Here is a 17748-nt window from a genome sequence, read left to right on the forward strand (position 1 = left end):
GGTTACTTCAACCTGCCTACTTTTCCAGACAGCAATAGTCTCTATGTGAGACCTAGTCTCGATATGATTTGAAATCAAGGAACGTCCCATGAGCGATACCCAGCGCCGTCTTCTTGTCACAGGCGCCAGTGGCCATCTGGGCCACAGGATTGTCGAACGTCTGCTGGAAAGCGGCCAGACGAATGTGGTTGCGGCAACCCGTTCGCCTGAAAAGCTTGCCGATCTCGCCGAACGTGGCGTTCTGACGGTGGCGTCCGATTTCGATCGCCCCGAAACGCTCGATGCAGCCTTTGCGAATGTCGATGGCCTCCTCATCGTTTCGACCGATGCGCTGGGCGTTCCGGGGCAGCGCCAACGCCAGCATCTCAATGCCGTGGAAGCGGCGGTGCGCGCAGGGGTGCGCCACATCGTCTATACCTCGATGCCCAATCCCGAGCCGGGCTCGTTGATCCCCTTCGCGCCCGATCACCATGCAACCGAGCAGGCGATTGAGCAGAGCGGCATTCCGTTCACGATCCTGCGGGTCAACTGGTATGCCGAGGCGGTCCATCTGTGGTTGCCGCAAGCGCTGAAGACCGGCACATGGTTTTCCTCAGCAGGCGAAGGCTGCGTCCCTTATATCGCACGAGAAGACGTGGCCCGCGCCGCAGCGGCTGCTCTCTCTCGGGGCGTTGCGGAAGGACGCCTTAATGTCACTGGCCCAGCGGCGCTTACGACAGCGCAGATCGCCGATATCGTCAACACGGTGTTCGATGCTTCGATTGCCGTCGTGTCGGTCAGCGACGAGGAACTGGAAAGAGGTCTGCTGGACGTGGGATTGCCCGGACCGCTGGTTGAACTGCTTGTCGCCATGGACGCCAACACACGCGCAGGCGGCGTCGATGTCGTCAGCGATGCGGTCGAGCGCCTCACCGGGACGCCCGCGCGAGGCTTGCGCGAGTTTCTGGCCGAACAGCGCACCGCGCTTGCACAGGGAGCCTGAAGACGATGGCAAAATCCCTCAAGGTCGAACTTTATACTGACATTGTCTGTCCCTGGTGTCTGATCGGCGAGCGTCGTCTCGATAACATCCTGACGACGGATCTGGCCGATGCGGATGTCGATATCGAGCATCATCCGGTTCTGCTGATGCCCGACCTTCCCGATGAAGGCATCGAAACGCTTGCCTATTTCCGTGCCCGCTTCGGCAATATCGACCCGAAAACCATGTGGGATCGCCCACAGGCCGAGGCACGCAAGACCGGTCTCGCGCTCGATCTCAGCCGCCAGACCATGCTCTACCCGACGATTCGCGCGCATACCCTGATCCGTCACGCCCGCGCGCGTGGCACTCAGCATGCGCTCGCCAGCGCGCTGACCCAGAGCTATTTCCAGAAGCAATTTCGGATCAACGATCCCGAAGCCTTGGCAAGCATCGCCGTGCAGCATGGCTTCGACCAAGATGAAGCGCTTGTTCTGGTCGCGTCCGGTGAGGAACGCCAGGCGACGGTCGAAGCAGCGGTGGTATCAGCGCGGCGCGGCGTGCGGTCGGTGCCCACTTTCGTGATCAACGGGCAGCCCGTGCAGCCCGACAGCGAAGACGCGCTTGCGGCTCGGCTCATTCGCGAGATCACCTGAACCCAAAAGCGGCGGTGATACTGACCGGATTAAACCAATCCGCTTTCGGTCGCGGGTATCCGCGACCCCTGACTCTCTCAAGCATTCGGAGATAGCAAAATGCCCAGCAAGCTTAAGATCGCTGTTATACCTAGCACGACGCGGCCGACACGGTTTGCGGATCGTCCGGCGAAATGGCTGCTCGATATTGCCGCTACCCGGAACGACGCGACATTCGAGTTCGTGGATCTGCGCGACTATCCGATGCCCTTCTTCGAGGACGAGACGTCACCGATGTGGGCGCCGCCCGCGGATGAGACCGCCGTGCGCTGGGGGCAGAAGATCGCGGAATATGATGGGTTCATCTTCCTTACGGCCGAGTATAATCATGGCATTCCCGCCGTGCTGAAGAACGCGCTCGACTATGCCTATAACGAGTTTGTGCGCAAGCCGGCGACCTTTGTAGGCTATGGCGGCGTAGGCGCGGCGCGGGCTGTTGAGCAGCTTCGTCTGGTGCTGGCCGAGATGCAGGTCGCGAGCCTCAAGCACACAGTCCACATCAACGCGGGCGAGTTCATCGCGATGCTGCGGGACGGCAAGGATTTCGCGGATTTCCCCTATCTGGACGACACCGTGGGACCGATGCTTGACAATCTCGTCTGGTGGGCTTCGGCGCTGAAGGCTGGGCGTGATAGCAGGAACCAGGAATAACGCGAACTGAGCAACTGCGGCACTCCGTATGCGACCCTAACCACGTCATAGTGTTCAGAGGTATCCAACGGCAGTTATCGGCGGAGCGATGCAGAGAGGTGCGGCCCTAGCGTAGTAGAAGCGGCGACTCATATTCATCGCTTTCGTCCTGCTTGGGGCGCCATTTGTTCAAATGGCTTTTACGGGTCTAAGAAGTACCCATTCAAATTCCGGATGGCCTTCTGCTAGCTCTTGGAACAGGTTACTTTGGCGGCTTCCACCTAAGTGTTTGATCCCACGGTTTGATGGTGCGATCCTTTCGTTGGAATGGAAGGAAGCCTTATGGGACAGGTACGTCACGGGAGCGCCACGACCACGCACGCCGTCCGAGCAGCAATACAGCGATCGCAAGCTTCGCTCGCGACGCTGAGCCGGGATTTGGGGATCAACCCGAAGACGGTGGCGAAGTGGCGCAAGCGGGCGACGGTCGAGGATTTGAAGACCGGGCCGAAGGCCCCTCATTCCACCACCCTGTCCGAGGCCGAGGAGGCAATGGTTGTGGCGTTCCGTCGACACACGTTGCTGCCGCTCGATGACTGTCTTTATGCCCTGCAACCATCGATCCCGCACCTGACACGATCGGCGCTGCATCGGTGCCTGCAGCGACACGGCATCTCTCGCCTGCCCGACATCGAAGGTGACAAGCCAAAGCGACAACGCTTCAAACGCTATCCGATCGGCTTCTTCCACATCGATATTGCCGAAGTGCAAACTGCAGAAGGCAAGCTGTACCTGTTCGTCGGCATCGACCGCACCAGCAAGTTCGCCGTCACGCAACTCGTCGACAAGGCGGATCGCCGAACGGCGTGGGAGTTCCTCGAACACCTGCTGAAAGCGGTGCCCTACCGCATCCACACGATCCTGACGGACAATGGCATCCAGTTCGCCGAGCAGCCGCGCAACCGTAACACCGCATGGTCACGCCAGATGCGCTTCGACATGATCTGCGAGGCAAACGACATCGAGCATCGTCTCACCAAACCGAACCACCCGTGGACCAACGGCCAGGTCGAGCGGATGAACCGGACCATCAAGGAGGCGACCGTCAAACGCTTCCACTACGACAGCCATCAGCAACTCCGGACGCACCTCGCTGACTTCATGGCCGCCTACAACTTCGCCCGAAGGCTCAAAACGCTCAGCGGGCTCACACCCTACGAATACATCGCCAAGATCTGGACGTCAGAGCCAGAACGGTTCATCGTCAACCCAATCCACCAGATGCCGGGACTGAACAACTAGGCGCTGTAACGCATATGACTTCGCCCATGACGTAGGCACGCGACGAAACCATCGTCAGTTCCACGATGTCCTGGGTATTCGCGAGGTAATATGCTGCCCATATTGAAGCTGTGACCACGCTGCCTGGCAACAACTTTATACGAGAACGCTTGGGGTTGTGAAGGCCCAACCAGATGGGCGGGAACCGCCAGAAGCCGGAACTATGGTTAAACCCACGCCACAGGTCGATATTCTCCCTGCGTGACGCGCGTCACGCGCAAACATCCTTGTGCTCCCTTAACTTGCCGGTTGCGACCCGAGGGAATCAGATCTTTTTGATTCCCCCCCTTGAGGCCCGGCAGCATTCTTGTTGCCGGGCCCCCTTTTATCCCGGCGAACGCTACGGAAAATGTTGACAGCGCCACGCCAGCGATAGTTCTTAGGTCCCGATGTCCTTGGCTTTTGGGGAATAGCTTGTTTGAGGCGGAACGGCTGGCCGTTATCAGGAGCCTTTTTTCCTGCGGGCAGGAGAGCGCTGCTGCCCTCGATGCCGCCGTTCGCGAAGCATTGTTCGCCCATAAGGCGGTGATCGCGCATCAGGGGGATATGGCTACCCTTTGCTGGCTGGTCGTGGAAGGGAATGTCCATGCGCGGATCATTTCGACGGATGGACAACTGACGTTGTTGGCCTCCTACGGCCCCGGCGAGATATTCGGCTGTTACCCCGAACCGACGGCTTTGCGAGCCGATATGGTCGCCCATGGGGCGCTTCGGTTGCTGTGTGTCGATACTGGCACGCTGGTCGAACTGGCGCGGCGATTTGCCGATGTCGCTTATGGTCTCACGACGCTTTTCGCCCGGCAACTGGATGTCACGCTGGATCGGATGGCGGCCAGAACGACATTGACCGCGACCGGACGCGTTTATGCCGAACTGCTGCGTCTCGCCGGCTCGGCCAACCGGATTGAGCCGCCGCCCGTGCTCTCGGCGCTTGCGCTGACCGTACACACCACGCGGGAAACCACCTCGCGAGCACTGGCGCATATCGTCCGGCGCGGGATCGTCCGCCGCTCCGACGAAGCGCTCGAAATCCTGGCGCCCCGCTTGTTAGCCGACCTGATCGCCTGAGCCGGGGAAAAGCCCGTAAAGCGTCCGGTCTCCCGCGATCCCGCGCATGGCCCCCATGGATTGCACATTCGCCTCCGGCCAGTGGAGCGCGAGCGCCAGCGCGGCGGACTCGCTGAGCGCGACCGCTCCCGTCAGATCGGCGCGGGCCAGCATGACGGCCCGTTCCAGCCCCTGATCCCCGGTCCCATCATCGGCAACGGCGCAATAGTCGATGCCCAATCGCGCTTCGGGGTGACGCACCCGTATTGCGCACGCCCATGCCGCCGCGTCCGCCAGTCGAGGCATGCCAAGAACGACATGCCCTGCCGTCCGGCCCAGCAACACTGCTCCGTCTCCCTCATCCGGTTCAAGCGGCCAGGCTTCCGGCACGGAGAGCAATGCCATCGCCTTCCCCTGACCGGGCAGAACGGCCTGGCTGCGGTCGCTTCTTTCCATCCGGACGCGGGACAGGGGAAGATCGAGCCGATGCCATGGTTCCGCTGCCCTCGACCGCTCTTCCTCCCCCTTGGCGGAGATATGCAGGGCCTGCGGAGAGGATTGCAGCCGCTTCGCCTGGCGGATCGCCAGTCCCATGGCCGCCTGGCGCGATATGTCGATGGAGGCGTCGCTGAGGGCGTGCCAGTCGTCCAGCATCAGGACGGAGACGGCTTCGTCCATCAAGACATCGAAGCGTCCGGCCCAGCCGGGCCCGAACGGCTCGACCGAGGTTGTCCGGAAAAGCCCGGCGGGGCAGGGCAGGACGATATGCAATTCACTGCCGAGCCGGATGGCTGCCTCCGCCACCAATATGTCAGCCCCGGCGGCGAGCGCACCGATCGCTATGGAAGGCGACAGCGCCTCCACGGCGTCCTCGATGATTGCCGCGGCTTGGGCGTCGTCCGTGGCGATCCCCAATATGCCGTCGAAATACAGCGGTGCGCGCGGGCGATAGCGATCCAGCCAGCCGTCGGGCTGTCCCATGCCGCGCAGGATCATGGAGAATTGGCGCAGCGTGGAGGCGTGATCCTCCCACGCGTCGGGCTGATGGGCGATCGCTTTTCCCAACAGCCGTTGCGCATCGTCGGTCCGGCCCAGCAGCAGCAGGGATTCGGCCCGCGTCGCATCGATCCAATAGGGCGTTTCCGGCGCGCAATCCTGGCTGTCGAGCAGGGCCAGCGTTGCTTGGGCGAGCCTGTTCGCCTTGTCCTGCAAGCCAGCGAGAAAGGCCAGTGTCGCCGCGTTGATGAGCGGATAGGTGGCGCGCGACAATATCGATGCGCGCTCATAGGCCGCGATGGCATCATGCAGCAATTGGCCCCGCACCGCGCCGGTCGCCTGCGCGGCGCGATCCTTGAGCAGCCGCCCATAGACGGTCAGGACCTCCGGGTCATCCGATCCCGGCGTGAAGCGGGACGCATGGAACAGGCTCCAGGCCTGCTCCAGCGCGCCCGCGCGCGCCAATCGCGTGATGCTGTTAAGCTGCGGGCTGATCATTCCTCGCTTTGTCTCACAGGCGTTGGCGTGGCGCCACAAGATTCAGTTATTCGGTCCCCGGCTGGTCCCGTCCGGGTCGATCACCAGGGTGACGCCGGTTGCGTCGTCATGCGCATAGCGCGCCTGAAGGTGGATGTTGAAGATGAACCCCTGTTCCTCTCCCTTCTTCAGCGGTTCTCCCGTCAGGCCGTTGCGCAGATAGTTCCGGCAACGCAGCGCCGGAAATCCCCGGACCCGCGTGGTTTCGAGATCGTAGAAGGTCCGGTTCGGCACGACCGGCGCCGGCGGTGGGGGAAGGCGGGAATTGACCTTCTTTTCCACGAACCATATCGGGTCGGTGCCCTTGTCGTCCTGAAATTCATAACCGGGCGCGTCCAGCACGATGGTGAAATAGGATGGATGTCCGACGAAGCGGATATTCTCGAAACCATGGCCCTGAAATTCGCACGCGCATTCGCGCTTGCGTGACCGGGCGAGCCGGAGCAGCCGCTCCTCCGTCGCGCCCAGGCCTCCCTTGCCGATCGGCGCGAACCAGCGATTGACGTGCCACACTCCCCGCTTCACGCTGATGTGGAGCAGGACGACATGGCTGAAGCGGATATCCTTGTCGGGTCCGGATTTCCTGATGCTATCTCCAAAACGCATTTTACTGGCCCTCCTTCACGATGCTGCTGTCCAACTGGGCTATGGCATCCAGCCTTTGGATGGATGTAGCCTTGAATTCGGGAGCCGCCGCCGCCTGAGGGCTGGATTCCCGCATGAAAAGGCGCGCCTGATCGACTAGGCGGCTGGCTTCGGTTTCGTGCCGGCGCGCTTGCGCCACTTCCGCCGCGTCTATGAGGATGCGCAGATGCTGTTCGAACCAGCTCTGGTTTTCCGGGTCGCGCCTGCGTAACGCCCAGGACCGCTTCTTCGCATCATCCAGCAGCCGGGCGGCGTCAGCCAGGTCGCCCGTCTTGAAGGCGATGCGGGCGAGCGACCGGGTCGCAACCAGCGTGTCATAGGCGACATCGCCATTGCCCGGATCTTCCCGCCTCAACGGTTCGAGCAGCCTCAATTGCCGAAGCCGATGTTCCCGCGCCGAAGGATATTCTCCGCGGTCGGACTGCACGTCGGCGATGCGGGCATGTCGTTCGGCCACTTCCATCCGGATGGAAAAGGAGCGGGGAGCCGCCGCCTGCGCCCTTTCGAACCAGCGAAGGGATCTGGTGTAATTCCTGATCGCCTGGTCTCGATCGTTCAGGTTTTCCCCTTGCACGGAGGCGATGTTGCTGAGCGCATAGCCGACTTCCGTGAAGCTGCGCGCTTCCCTGGGCTGGAGTCGCAAAAGCTCCAGCGCGCTGCGCAGATAGGCCTGATAATGCCGGAGCGCCGCGTCGGCCCGACCGGAAAGCTGATCCACCTGTCCGATCCAGAATTCGCTTTGCGCATGGGCGAAAATCCATTCCGGTCTTGCGGGATCGTCGTCCAGCAGCGCCGATGTCGTCCGGTGGGATTCCCCGAACTTCCGCATGGCCGCTGGCAGATTGCCACGCGCGATATCGTCCTCGCCCATGGCCTGAAGGATGCGAGCCCGCCTTTCTAGGCTGTCGTCCGGCAGGTGTGTCAGATCACCCTGATCCCGGTAATAGGTCATCGCCCGCTCGTTGACCACGCTCAGCGCGTCGAGCCGGCCGACGCTGCGCAGGCGCTCTCGTAGATCGGTCAGCATGAATTCGACCATCCCTTCCGCTTCGGCGCGTTGCCGCTCCGCCTCCCGCTTTGCCTGCGTGGCCGCAATGGCCAGCGCGAGGAAGCCTAGCATGACGATCAGCGCAGCGACCGTGATGGCCGTCACGCGGCGGACGCGCCGTTGCGCGTCGCGCTGGACGAGGCGGTCCAGCCCTGTTCCGGCAAGCCCGGCGACGAGTTTCAGCGTTCCCAATCGCAGGCCGTCGCCCTGTCGCCGCAAATCGGCGGCCAGCGGCTCTGCCCCTTCCCCTAGCGCGGGAGGGAACGCCTCCTCCGGTTCGCCGCCGATGATCGCCGCCAATATCGGACGATCAGGATGCATGGCCCGGAACAGGCGGATTTCCTGGTCCACCCACGGGGAAGCCGCGGAATGGGGCGAACATAGGACGACCAGAGCATCCGATTGCGACAGCGCCAGTTTCACCGCTTCCGACAGGTCGGTCGCGGCGGGCAGTTCATCCCTGTCGCGGAAAATCCGCCCCAATTTCCTCGACCCGTCCGGCCGGGCGGCGCCCTTGGGCAACCGATAGGATTCCAGCCGCCGGTGGAGCTGGCGGGCAGCCCGGACATCCTTGTGGTTATAGCTGAGGAAGGCGGCATAAACCGCCCTTGCATGGCCCCCTTGCTGCGTCACATCGATCCGCTCCGCCTTCCCGATCGGCTTTCCGGCAAGCCGGCTGCCTATGTCCATTTCGGATATTATGCCGAACGGCGCATGAAAAACAGTATCTCGGAAGGGGGAGGCGATCCCAGGCGGCTTGCGTTTCGCCGTCATGAACAATGCGCCTCCTTCCTCGTTGGAAGAGAAGCGAGGGGCGCGACGGATCGAAAGATGGAAGGATCAGGCTATGAACCAGTTTCCCGCGGATGAACCGGAAGACAATAGCGAACAGGACGAAGAAGGAGCGCAGGCGCAGGATGTGGCGCAATCGGCGCGGGACCGCGCGACGGATATTTCCGAAGACAGCGAACATGGCGGACGAAGCAACCCGGCGCAGGTCACGCCCGATGACGCGCCCGATCTGGTCGACCGGATGAACGACATGGTGCGATCGGGCCGGATCGATACCGATGCGTTCGCCGGGGAACCGCAGATGGATGACGAGGAGGACGCGCTGGGTCCCACCGAGGACGAGGACTGATCGCGGCGGATGACGGACATATTTTCCCCAAAAACCGGAAGAAAATTTGATCGAAGTTAATGGAAGCGGGAAAGATGCGCAGTGATGCTTGATTCTGGATCGGAACAGTGGCTACGCGATCAAGGGGGGCTTCACCGCTAGACGAGGATCATCATGACAAAATCGGGATTCGCCCGTTTCGGATCGCGTTCCGACACATGGGCGGCTCTTGGTCTGATCGCAGGACTGGTCTTCTTCCTCGTCAGCGGCGTCATTGCCTATCTGAATATCCAGACCTTGCGCGACAGCGATCAGGCCATCCGCCACACGCATAGCGTGCTCGTCTCGCTGGAGGAGCTTCTCTCGACGGCGCAGGATGCGGAAACGGGGCAAAGGGGGTATCTGCTCACCGGCGATCCGGGCTATCTGGAACCCTACACCAATGCGGTCGCGATCCTGTCCTCGCGCATCGACAATATCGCCGCGATGACGCGGGACAATCCCACCCAGCAGACCAATCTCGTCGGTCTCAAGCGCCATGTGAACGCCAAGCTTGCTGAACTTCGCGAAAGCATCGACCAGCGCCGCGCCGGGCAAAGGGAGGCGGCGGTGGCCGTTGTCGAGAGTGGACGCGGCAAGGATGAAATGGACGCCATACGCGCGCAACTCGACATCATGGCGCGGGAGGAGATGCGCCTGCGCGAGATCCGGATCGACGACATGGCGTCCGCGTCCCGCACGGCCATCACGAGTGGCATCGTCACCGGATTGCTGGGCGCGGTGCTGGTGATCTCGGTCTTCATTCTCGTGCGAAGGAACAGCCGCGCGCGCGTTCGCCAGTCCTGGCTTCAGGCCGGCCATCTCGGCCTTGCCGCCGCGATGCGGGGCGACCAGTCCGTCGAACAGCTGGGCGAGGCGATTCTGGCGTTCCTTGCGCGTTATCTCGGATTTCAGGGCGGAGCGCTCTTCAAGGGCGAGGAAGGACTCTTCCAGCGGGTGGCAACGCTCGGTATCCCGTCCGATGCCGACATTCCCCAACGCTTCGGCACCAAGGAAGGTCTGTTGGGACAGGTCGCCACAGAAGGGCGTCCGCAGGTTCTGCGGGATGTCCCGGATCATTACCTCACGATCGGATCGGCTTTCGGTCGGGACCGTCCCCGCCACCTCGTCATCGTGCCGGCAAAGGTCGATGATGTGGTCAATGCGGTGCTCGAACTGGGGTTTTTCGAACCTGTCGACGCCGCCGCCCTGGAACTGCTCGACGAAGCCAGCCTGTCGATCGGCATTGCTCTTCGTTCGGCCCGCTTCCGGGCGCGCTTGCAGGATGCGCTGGAGGAAACCCAGCGGCAAGCCGAGGAATTGCAGGCGCAGGGCGAGGAACTGCGCGCCAATAATGACGAGTTGGAAACGCAGAGCCGCCAGTTGCAGGAATCCGCGACCCGGCTGGAAGCGCAGCAAAGCGAACTGGAGCAGACCAATGCCCAGTTGGAGGAACAGGCAAGGCAACTCCAGGTCCAGCGCGACGACCTCGCGCGGGCGCAGGTCTCGCTTCGACATCAGGCCGCCGATCTCGAGCAGGCCAGCCGCTACAAGTCCGAATTCCTCGCCAATATGAGTCACGAACTGCGCACGCCGCTCAATTCGCTGCTCATCATGGCGCGTCTGCTGGCGGAAAACCGCGCGGGCAATCTGACGGCGGATCAGGTCCGCCACGCCGAAACCATCGAAACGTCCGGCAATGATCTGTTGACGCTCATCAACGACATTCTCGACATTTCGAAGATCGAGGCGGGCAAGCTGGAGCTTCAGCCCCGGTCCGTGCGGATCGCGACCATGCTGGACAAGTTGCAGGCGGTTTTCGCTCCGTCGGCGGAGGCCAAGGGCCTGTCTTTCCGTCTGATGGCGGGCAGCGACCCGGCCGAGATCGAAACCGATTCGCAGCGTGTCGAGCAGATCCTCAAGAACTTCCTCTCCAACGCCATCAAATTCACCGAGAAGGGGGAGGTCGCCCTCACCGCCGGCCGCCATGCCGACGGACGCATCGCCTTCACCGTGCGCGACACGGGCGTCGGCATCGCCGCCGAGCAGCAGAAGCTCATCTTCGAACCCTTCCGTCAGGCGGATGGGACGATCAGCCGCAAATATGGCGGCACGGGCCTGGGCCTGTCGATCTCGCGTGAACTGGCGCGGCTCCTGGGCGGCGAGTTGCTGGTCGAGAGCGACGCGGGCCAGGGCAGCGCCTTTTCGCTGCTGCTGCCCGACCGCTTCGACCCGACGCTCAGCCAGGTGCCGACGCTCACGCTGCCGGACAGCCCCAAGCCGCTTCCCGCCTCCGCCCATTCACGGCCTCGGATCGCTGCCAACACCACGCAGGATGACCGCGAAACCCTGTCGGGCGACGCGCGGCTGATCCTGATCGTGGAGGATGACCCGGTCTTTGCCGGTATCCTCTGCGACATCGCCCATGAACAGGGTTTCCAGTGCCTGATCGCGGGCACCGCCGACGAAGGTGCGCTCATGGCCCGGCAATATCTGCCCCATGCCGTCATCCTCGACATGAACCTGCCCGACCATACGGGCCTGTCGGTGCTCGACCGGATCAAGCGCGACGTGCGCACCCGCCATATCCCGGTACATGTCGTGTCTGTGGACGACGACAGCCGGGCCGCGTTGTCGAGCGGCGCCATCGGCTATCTCTTCAAGCCGGTGAAGCGCGAGGCGTTGATCGAAATGCTGGAAGGGCTGGAGGCCCGGATGGCGAAGCGGATGCGCCGGGTACTGGTGGTCGAGGATGACGCCCAACAGGCCGAAAGCATCAAATTGCTGCTCGCATCGCGCGACGTCGAGACGATGGAGGCGCATTCGGCGGCCCAATGTTTCGAGATGCTGGGCAAGGAAACCTTCGATTGCATGGTGCTCGACCTCAACCTGCCGGACGCATCGGGCCTCAACCTGCTCGAACGGCTCAGCGTGGACGAGAATGTCGGCTTCCCGCCGGTCATCGTCTACACGGGGCGCGATCTCGATCCCGAAGAGGAGTTGCGGCTGCGGCGCTATTCCAAATCGATCATCGTCAAGGGCGTGAAGTCGCCCGAGCGCCTGCTCGACGAAGTGACGCTGTTCCTGCATCAGGTGGTGTCGGAACTGCCCGAAACGCAGCAACAGTTGATCGCCCGCTCGCTCAGCCGCGACGAGGCGCTGGAGGGGCGGAATATTCTGGTCGTCGAGGACGATATCCGGAACGTTTACGCCCTTACGAGCATTTTCGAGCCTCATGGAGTTCATGTTCGTATCGCACGCAATGGGCGCGAGGCGCTGGCCGCGCTGGACGAGTCCGCGCGCAATCTCGCCGCGCCCGTCGATCTGGTGCTGATGGACGTGATGATGCCGGAAATGGACGGCCTTGCCGCCACGCGCGAGATACGCCGCCAGCCCTGGGGCGTGTCGCTGCCGATCATCGCGCTCACGGCGAAGGCGATGGCGCAGGACCAGCAGGAATGTCTGGTGGCGGGGGCGAATGACTATCTGGCCAAGCCGCTGGACGTCGACAAGCTGCTCAGCCTGGTGCGCGTATGGATGCCGCGATGAACGCCGACCATGCCGCGCCGCATGAGGAACTGGAACTCGACCTGCTGCTGGAGGCGATCTTCCGCCATTATCACTACGACTTCCGGGGCTATTCGCGCGGATCGTTGCACCGCCGCCTGTCGCGCGCGATGCAGAGCCATGGTTGCGACAGCTTGTCCCAGCTTCAGCACAGGGTGCTGCGCGATCCGGCGGTGTTCGTGGACCTCATGGGCTTCCTCACCATCCAGGTGAGCGAGATGTTTCGCGACCCTGCTTATTTCCGCGCCCTGCGCGAACAGGTGATCCCGCACCTGCGGACCTATCCCTCGCTCAAGGTGTGGATCGCCGGTTGCGCCAATGGAGAGGAATTCTATTCCCTCGCCATCCTGTTCCGCGAGGAGGGACTGGAGGACCGCACCGTCTTCTATTGCACCGACATCAGCCCCGCCGCGCTCGAACGGGCGGAAGCGGGCATCTATGGCGTCGACCGCATCCCGTCCTTCACCGAAAATCACCGGCTGGCGGGCGGCAGGGCATCCTTGTCCGACTATTATACCGCGGCTTACGGCGCTGCTGTCTTCGACAAGTCGTTGCGCCGCCGCGCGGTGTTCGCCCAGCATAATCTGGCCAGCGACCAGGTTTTCGGAGAGGTGCATCTGGTGTCCAGCCGCAATGTCCTCATCTATTTCGACCGCGCCTTGCAGGACCGTTCCCTTGGACTGTTCGCGGATTCCCTCGTCCGGGGCGGCTTCCTGGGCCTGGGTTCGAAGGAGACGTTGCGCTTTTCCTGCTATTCCGATGCTTTCGACGATTTCGAGGAAGGTGAAAAAATCTACCGTCGCAATGTCCGCGACCTGAGGGCGCTCGATCATGCAGCCTGAACCCACGAAAATCCTCGCGGTCGACGATGTCGAAGAAAATCTGACCGCGCTCGAGGCGCTGCTGACCGGCGAGGGGGTGAGGCTCATCAAGGCGCGTTCAGGCGCGCAGGCGCTTGAGCTGCTGCTGGTGGAGGATGTCGCGCTTGCGCTGCTCGACGTGCAGATGCCGGGTATGGACGGCTTCGAACTCGCCGAACTGATGCGCGGCACGGAACGGACCCGGCGGGTTCCGATCATCTTCCTCACGGCGGTCGCGACGGATGAGCGGCGGCAATTCCGCGGTTATGAAAGCGGTGCGATCGACTATCTCTTCAAGCCGGTCGACCCCCATATCCTGCGGCACAAGGTCGCCCTGTTCGTGGAACTGTTCCAGCAGCGGCAGGAACTGGCGCGCGAACGCGACCGGCATGCCGCCGCCCTCGCGCGGCTGCATGCGCATGGCGACAATTCCCCGCTGGCGATCGTCGAATTGAATGCCGACCAGCATATCATCGCCTGGTCCCACGGCGCGGAACGTCTGTTCGGCTGGCGCGGGGCCGAGGTGATGGGGTTCGACCTTGGCGAACTCAAATGGCTGGATGCGGACGAGCGGGGGGAATTTGCCGCGGTGATGGATGAAATGATCGCCGGGACGCTGCCACGGGCGACGCGCCCGCTCCGATTCCACACTGTCGAAGGGCTGCCGGTGGAGTGCGAATGCTATTGCTCCGCGCTGCGCGATGCGGGCGGACGGCTCTTTTCGATCAGTCTTCAGATACTCGACGTCACCGAACGCAAGCGGGCGGAGGAAACCCAGCGGCTGCTGGTCGGCGAACTCAATCACCGGGTCAAGAACACGCTTGCGTCCGTGCAGGCGATCGCGACCCAGACGCTGCGCCATTCGTCCGGTCCGTCCGATTTCGCGCCGACCTTCATCGGGCGCATTCACGCGCTGGCCGGCGCTCACTCGCTGCTGAGCGGCGCGACCTGGCAGGCGGCCCGATTGCGCGAGCTGGTGGAAGGACAGATGTCGATCGGCGCGATCGACGGGGAGCGGTTCGAATTTGAAGGGCCCGATGTCGATCTGGCTCCCGAACCGGCGCTGCATCTCGCGCTCGTCCTGCATGAGCTTGTGACCAATGCGCATAAATATGGGGCGTTGTCGGTCCCCGGCGGACGGGTTTGTCTCCATTGGCGGCTGACGGGAGACCGGCTGGTGCTGGAGTGGCAGGAGCGCGGAGGACCGGCCGTCGCGCCGCCGACGCGGCGGGGCTTCGGCACCGCCTTGATCGAGCGCAGCCTGCGGGCGGACGGAGGCAGCGCAGAGCCTCATTATGCATCGGAAGGCATGGGCTGGACGCTCATTCTTCCTCATGTCTCGGAAGGGCGCGCGGCGGAGCGGCCCGCGCGGCGGAGCCAGCCCTCGGCCACCGATCCCGCGCAGGGCCTTCCCGACCTGAAGGGACGCCGCCTGCTTCTGATCGAGGACGAACCTTTGATCGCATTCGAACTCGCAGCGAGCCTGGAAGACGCGGGCGCCGAGGTTGCCGGCTCCGTTTCCACCGTGGAAGATGCCCTTGACAGGATCGGGCGGGGCGGTTTCGACGCGGCCCTTGTGGATGGCAATCTTCAGGGGCAGCCCGTGGACCGGATCGCCCACGCATTGACCGCACGGAACTTGCCGTTCCTGTTCGTCAGCGGTTATGGCAGCGAACATCTCCCGCAGCCTTTCAGCCATGCGACCGTGATCGAAAAACCGTTCAGCAACAAGGAATTGATGAAGGCGATCGCTGAACTGTGGGGAAACTGACAGGCCCTCGTCTCGGCGGACCGTGCCGCCCATGCCTTCATGATCCCCATGTCTCCGGCGAGGACGCGGCCAAGGAACATTCGACACCATAAGCCGTTATTTTCCCGGCTGGCGCGGGGTCAGGCTGTCGCCGACAGGTCGACGTGTTTCAAGCTCCCGCCATGGCAGGTTGATGGGGAGAATTGCGATGCCGAAACCGGAAAATTCACCAGCGCTTGCGAACTCGCTGCATGACCATGCGCCCGGCGCGGGCAGTCCCGCCTCCGATGCCGTCGTGGGCGCGGGCGGCGAACTGCATCAGAATGTGCCTGCCGAGGCGGATCATAGTGATGGAACTGCCCACCTGACCGACAATTTCGGTCATCGTATCGCCGACAATCAGAACAGCTTGCGTGCCGGGGAACGTGGCCCGACGCTGCTGGAAGATTTCGTCCTGCGCGAAAAGATCTTCCATTTCGATCACGAGCGCATCCCGGAGCGGATCGTCCATGCCCGCGGTTCGGGCGCGCACGGCGTGTTCGAATGCACAAAGGCTATTCCCGACCTCACCAAGGCGTCGATCTTCCAGAAGAAAGGCAATAGCTGTCCGGTCTTCGTCCGCTTTTCCACCGTGGCGGGCGGCGCGGGATCGATCGATACCCCGCGTGACGTGCGCGGCTTCGCCGTCAAGCTCTACACCGATACCGGCAATTGGGATCTGGTCGGCAACAACATCCCGGTCTTCTTCATCCAGGATGCGATGAAGTTCCCCGACCTCGTGCACAGCGTGAAGATGGAGGCGGATCGCGGTTATCCGCAGGCCGCTTCCGCACATGACACTTTCTGGGACTTCATCGGCCTGATGCCGGAAGCGATGCACATGATCATGTGGGCGATGTCGGATCGGGCGATCCCGCGCTCGCTGCGGATGATGGAAGGCTTCGGCGTCCACAGCTTTCGCTTCGTCAATGCCAAAGGCGAGGGCCGTTTCGTCAAATTCCACTGGAAGCCGGTGCTGGGCATTGAATCGACCTGTTGGGATGAGGCCGTGAAGATCGCCGGGGCCGATCCCGATTTCCATCGCCGCGACCTGTTCGAGGCGATCGATGCGGGCGATTTCCCCCAATGGGATCTGGGCGTTCAGGTCTTTGACGAGGCATGGGCCGCGCAACAGCCCTATGACGTGCTCGACGCCACCAAGCTCATCCCGGAAGAGGATATTCCGGTCGAGGTCATCGGCCGCATGACATTGAACCGGAATGTCGACAATTTCTTCGCGGAGACGGAACAGGCCGCTTTCCTGCCGACCAACATCATCCCCGGCATCGATTTCACCAACGATCCCTTGTTGCAGGGGCGGCTGTTCTCCTATCTAGACACGCAGAAGTCGCGGCTGGGCACCACCAATTTCCATCAGATTCCGATCAACGCGCCCAAATGCCCGTTTCATAATTTCCAGCGCGACGGGATGATGCAGACGCTGGTGCCGACCGGGCGCGCCAATTACGAACCGAACAGCCTGGCGGAAGCGGGGGAGCAGGGCGGGCCGCGCGCCTGTCCGGAAACCGGCTTCACATCCTTCCCGGCCAATGGCGAACGCAACGATCCCGCGCAGAAGCTTCGGGTGCGTGCCGAATTGTTCGCCGACCATTATAGCCAGGCGCGGCTCTTCTATCGCTCGCAGACGGAGAATGAGCAGGCCCATATCGCTTCGGCCCTCGTTTTCGAATTGTCGAAGGTGCAACTGGAGCATGTGCGCGTCCGCGTCGTGTCGCGGCTGCGCAATATCGACGAGACGCTGGCGAAACGCGTCGCCGCCGGACTGGCCATCTCCCTCCCGGAAAAGGCGAAGGCGGCAAAGGCGCCCATCGACATGAAGCCGTCCGACGCCCTGTCGATCCAGAAACAGGCGAATGGCACGCTTAAGGGCCGCAAGGTCGGCATATTGTTCGCCGAAGGGTCCGACAAGGCCGCGATCGATGCGCTCAAGGGGGGCATCGAGAAAGCGGGCGGCACGGCGTTCCTGGTCGCGCCCAAGGTGGGCGGCATCGCGGTCAAGGGCGGCACGCTCAAAGCCGATGGTCAGTTGGCCGGATCGCCCTCCGTACTGTTCGACGCCGTCGCTTCGATACTGATGCCGGATCAGGCGGAAAAGCTGTCCAAGGAGGGCGCGGCGGTGCAATGGTTCATGGACGCCTATGGCCATTGCAAGACCATCGCCCATTGCAAGGGCACGCAGCCGCTGCTCGACAAGGCGCATGTCGAGCCCGACGAGGGTGTCGTTCCCATCGAGGATTTCCTGAAAACCGGCGTGAAGCGGCATTGGGCGCGCGAACCCAGGGTGCGCGATCTGGCCTGAGCGCGGGGCGCGGGCCACATGCGCGGCCCGCGAAAAGCAGGTCACGCGACTGAACAGGTCGCGGAATCCTCGCCGTCCGCTGGCGACGGACGGCGTCCCCCATCTCTGAATGGTGAGGAGACGCCGCTTTTGGATCGGCGAGGGCAGCCCCGG

The 17748-nt window shown here is 62.8% G+C and carries 13 protein-coding genes; 10 read left to right on the forward strand and 3 right to left on the reverse strand.

The features are described from left to right. Positions 1 to 88: 88 nt before the first annotated feature. From SCLO_RS01675 to SCLO_RS01695, 5 genes are all read left to right on the forward strand, one after another. Positions 89 to 982: an SDR family oxidoreductase gene (locus SCLO_RS01675; protein WP_066519185.1), complete on the forward strand. Its 894-nt coding sequence runs from the start codon at positions 89 to 91 to the stop codon at positions 980 to 982. A gap of 5 nt (positions 983 to 987) precedes the next feature. Further along, entirely contained in the window at positions 988 to 1617 is a 630-nt protein-coding gene (locus tag SCLO_RS01680; RefSeq protein WP_066519187.1) for a DsbA family oxidoreductase, read from the forward strand. Positions 1618 to 1716: 99 nt separating this feature from the next. Next, positions 1717 to 2307 carry an NADPH-dependent FMN reductase gene (locus SCLO_RS01685; RefSeq protein ID WP_066519189.1) on the forward strand — a complete coding sequence of 197 codons (591 nt, stop codon included), beginning with the start codon at positions 1717 to 1719 and terminating at the stop codon, positions 2305 to 2307. A 321-nt stretch (positions 2308 to 2628) separates the two neighbouring features. Beyond that, positions 2629 to 3588: an IS481 family transposase gene (locus tag SCLO_RS01690; protein WP_096362068.1), complete on the forward strand. Its 960-nt coding sequence runs from the start codon at positions 2629 to 2631 to the stop codon at positions 3586 to 3588. 546 nt (positions 3589 to 4134) lie between these two features. Then, positions 4135 to 4695, forward strand: coding sequence for a Crp/Fnr family transcriptional regulator (locus SCLO_RS01695; RefSeq protein WP_231923310.1), 561 nt, complete (start codon positions 4135 to 4137; stop codon positions 4693 to 4695). On the opposite strand, the gene SCLO_RS01700 is transcribed toward SCLO_RS01695, so the two are convergent. Genes SCLO_RS01700 through SCLO_RS01710 form a run of 3 tightly spaced genes read right to left on the reverse strand, consistent with a single transcriptional unit; the run spans position 4675 to position 8590 of the window. Continuing rightward, complete coding sequence (locus SCLO_RS01700) at positions 4675 to 6168, reverse strand: tetratricopeptide repeat-containing protein (RefSeq protein ID WP_066518424.1); 1494 nt, start codon at positions 6166 to 6168, stop codon at positions 4675 to 4677. The genes SCLO_RS01695 and SCLO_RS01700 overlap by 21 nt on opposite strands. A gap of 42 nt (positions 6169 to 6210) precedes the next feature. Next, on the reverse strand, positions 6211 to 6813 hold the full coding sequence (locus SCLO_RS01705) for a hypothetical protein (protein ID WP_066518426.1): 603 nt from the start codon (positions 6811 to 6813) through the stop codon (positions 6211 to 6213). 1 nt (position 6814) lies between these two features. Further along, positions 6815 to 8590 carry a toll/interleukin-1 receptor domain-containing protein gene (locus tag SCLO_RS01710; protein WP_169800564.1) on the reverse strand — a complete coding sequence of 592 codons (1776 nt, stop codon included), beginning with the start codon at positions 8588 to 8590 and terminating at the stop codon, positions 6815 to 6817. A gap of 157 nt (positions 8591 to 8747) precedes the next feature. Between SCLO_RS01710 and SCLO_RS01715 the strand changes: the two genes are divergently transcribed. The 5 genes from SCLO_RS01715 (at position 8748) to SCLO_RS01735 (ending at position 17595) form a co-directional block, all read left to right on the forward strand. After that, positions 8748 to 9041, forward strand: a complete 294-nt coding sequence (locus SCLO_RS01715) for a hypothetical protein (RefSeq protein WP_066518429.1) — start codon at positions 8748 to 8750, stop codon at positions 9039 to 9041. A gap of 153 nt (positions 9042 to 9194) precedes the next feature. Then, positions 9195 to 12608: a response regulator gene (locus tag SCLO_RS01720; protein WP_066518431.1), complete on the forward strand. Its 3414-nt coding sequence runs from the start codon at positions 9195 to 9197 to the stop codon at positions 12606 to 12608. Continuing rightward, complete coding sequence (locus SCLO_RS01725) at positions 12593 to 13468, forward strand: CheR family methyltransferase (RefSeq protein ID WP_066518434.1); 876 nt, start codon at positions 12593 to 12595, stop codon at positions 13466 to 13468. Before SCLO_RS01720 ends, SCLO_RS01725 begins: the two co-directional genes overlap by 16 nt. Then, complete coding sequence (locus SCLO_RS01730) at positions 13458 to 15257, forward strand: response regulator (RefSeq protein ID WP_066518440.1); 1800 nt, start codon at positions 13458 to 13460, stop codon at positions 15255 to 15257. The genes SCLO_RS01725 and SCLO_RS01730 overlap by 11 nt, the downstream gene beginning before the upstream one ends. A 187-nt stretch (positions 15258 to 15444) precedes the next feature. Next, positions 15445 to 17595, forward strand: coding sequence for a catalase (locus SCLO_RS01735; protein ID WP_083949110.1), 2151 nt, complete (start codon positions 15445 to 15447; stop codon positions 17593 to 17595). Positions 17596 to 17748: the final 153 nt, after the last annotated feature.

Origin of the sequence: Sphingobium cloacae, assembly GCF_002355855.1 — a bacterium.
GTDB classification, from domain to species: domain Bacteria; phylum Pseudomonadota; class Alphaproteobacteria; order Sphingomonadales; family Sphingomonadaceae; genus Sphingobium; species Sphingobium cloacae.

What these genes read in the sequence shown, in the direction of transcription:
- SCLO_RS01735 (WP_083949110.1), top strand. Translation starts at nt 15,445, where the DNA reads ATGCCGAAACCGGAAAATTCACCAGCGCTTGCGAACTCGCTGCATGAC.
- SCLO_RS01680 (WP_066519187.1), top strand. Translation starts at nt 988, where the DNA reads ATGGCAAAATCCCTCAAGGTCGAACTTTATACTGACATTGTCTGTCCC.
- SCLO_RS01730 (WP_066518440.1), top strand. Translation starts at nt 13,458, where the DNA reads ATGCAGCCTGAACCCACGAAAATCCTCGCGGTCGACGATGTCGAAGAA.
- SCLO_RS01705 (WP_066518426.1), bottom strand. Translation starts at nt 6,813, where the DNA reads ATGCGTTTTGGAGATAGCATCAGGAAATCCGGACCCGACAAGGATATC.
- SCLO_RS01710 (WP_169800564.1), bottom strand. Translation starts at nt 8,590, where the DNA reads ATGGACATAGGCAGCCGGCTTGCCGGAAAGCCGATCGGGAAGGCGGAG.
- SCLO_RS01715 (WP_066518429.1), top strand. Translation starts at nt 8,748, where the DNA reads ATGAACCAGTTTCCCGCGGATGAACCGGAAGACAATAGCGAACAGGAC.
- SCLO_RS01685 (WP_066519189.1), top strand. Translation starts at nt 1,717, where the DNA reads ATGCCCAGCAAGCTTAAGATCGCTGTTATACCTAGCACGACGCGGCCG.
- SCLO_RS01700 (WP_066518424.1), bottom strand. Translation starts at nt 6,168, where the DNA reads ATGATCAGCCCGCAGCTTAACAGCATCACGCGATTGGCGCGCGCGGGC.
- SCLO_RS01725 (WP_066518434.1), top strand. Translation starts at nt 12,593, where the DNA reads ATGGATGCCGCGATGAACGCCGACCATGCCGCGCCGCATGAGGAACTG.
- SCLO_RS01675 (WP_066519185.1), top strand. Translation starts at nt 89, where the DNA reads ATGAGCGATACCCAGCGCCGTCTTCTTGTCACAGGCGCCAGTGGCCAT.
- SCLO_RS01690 (WP_096362068.1), top strand. Translation starts at nt 2,629, where the DNA reads ATGGGACAGGTACGTCACGGGAGCGCCACGACCACGCACGCCGTCCGA.
- SCLO_RS01720 (WP_066518431.1), top strand. Translation starts at nt 9,195, where the DNA reads ATGACAAAATCGGGATTCGCCCGTTTCGGATCGCGTTCCGACACATGG.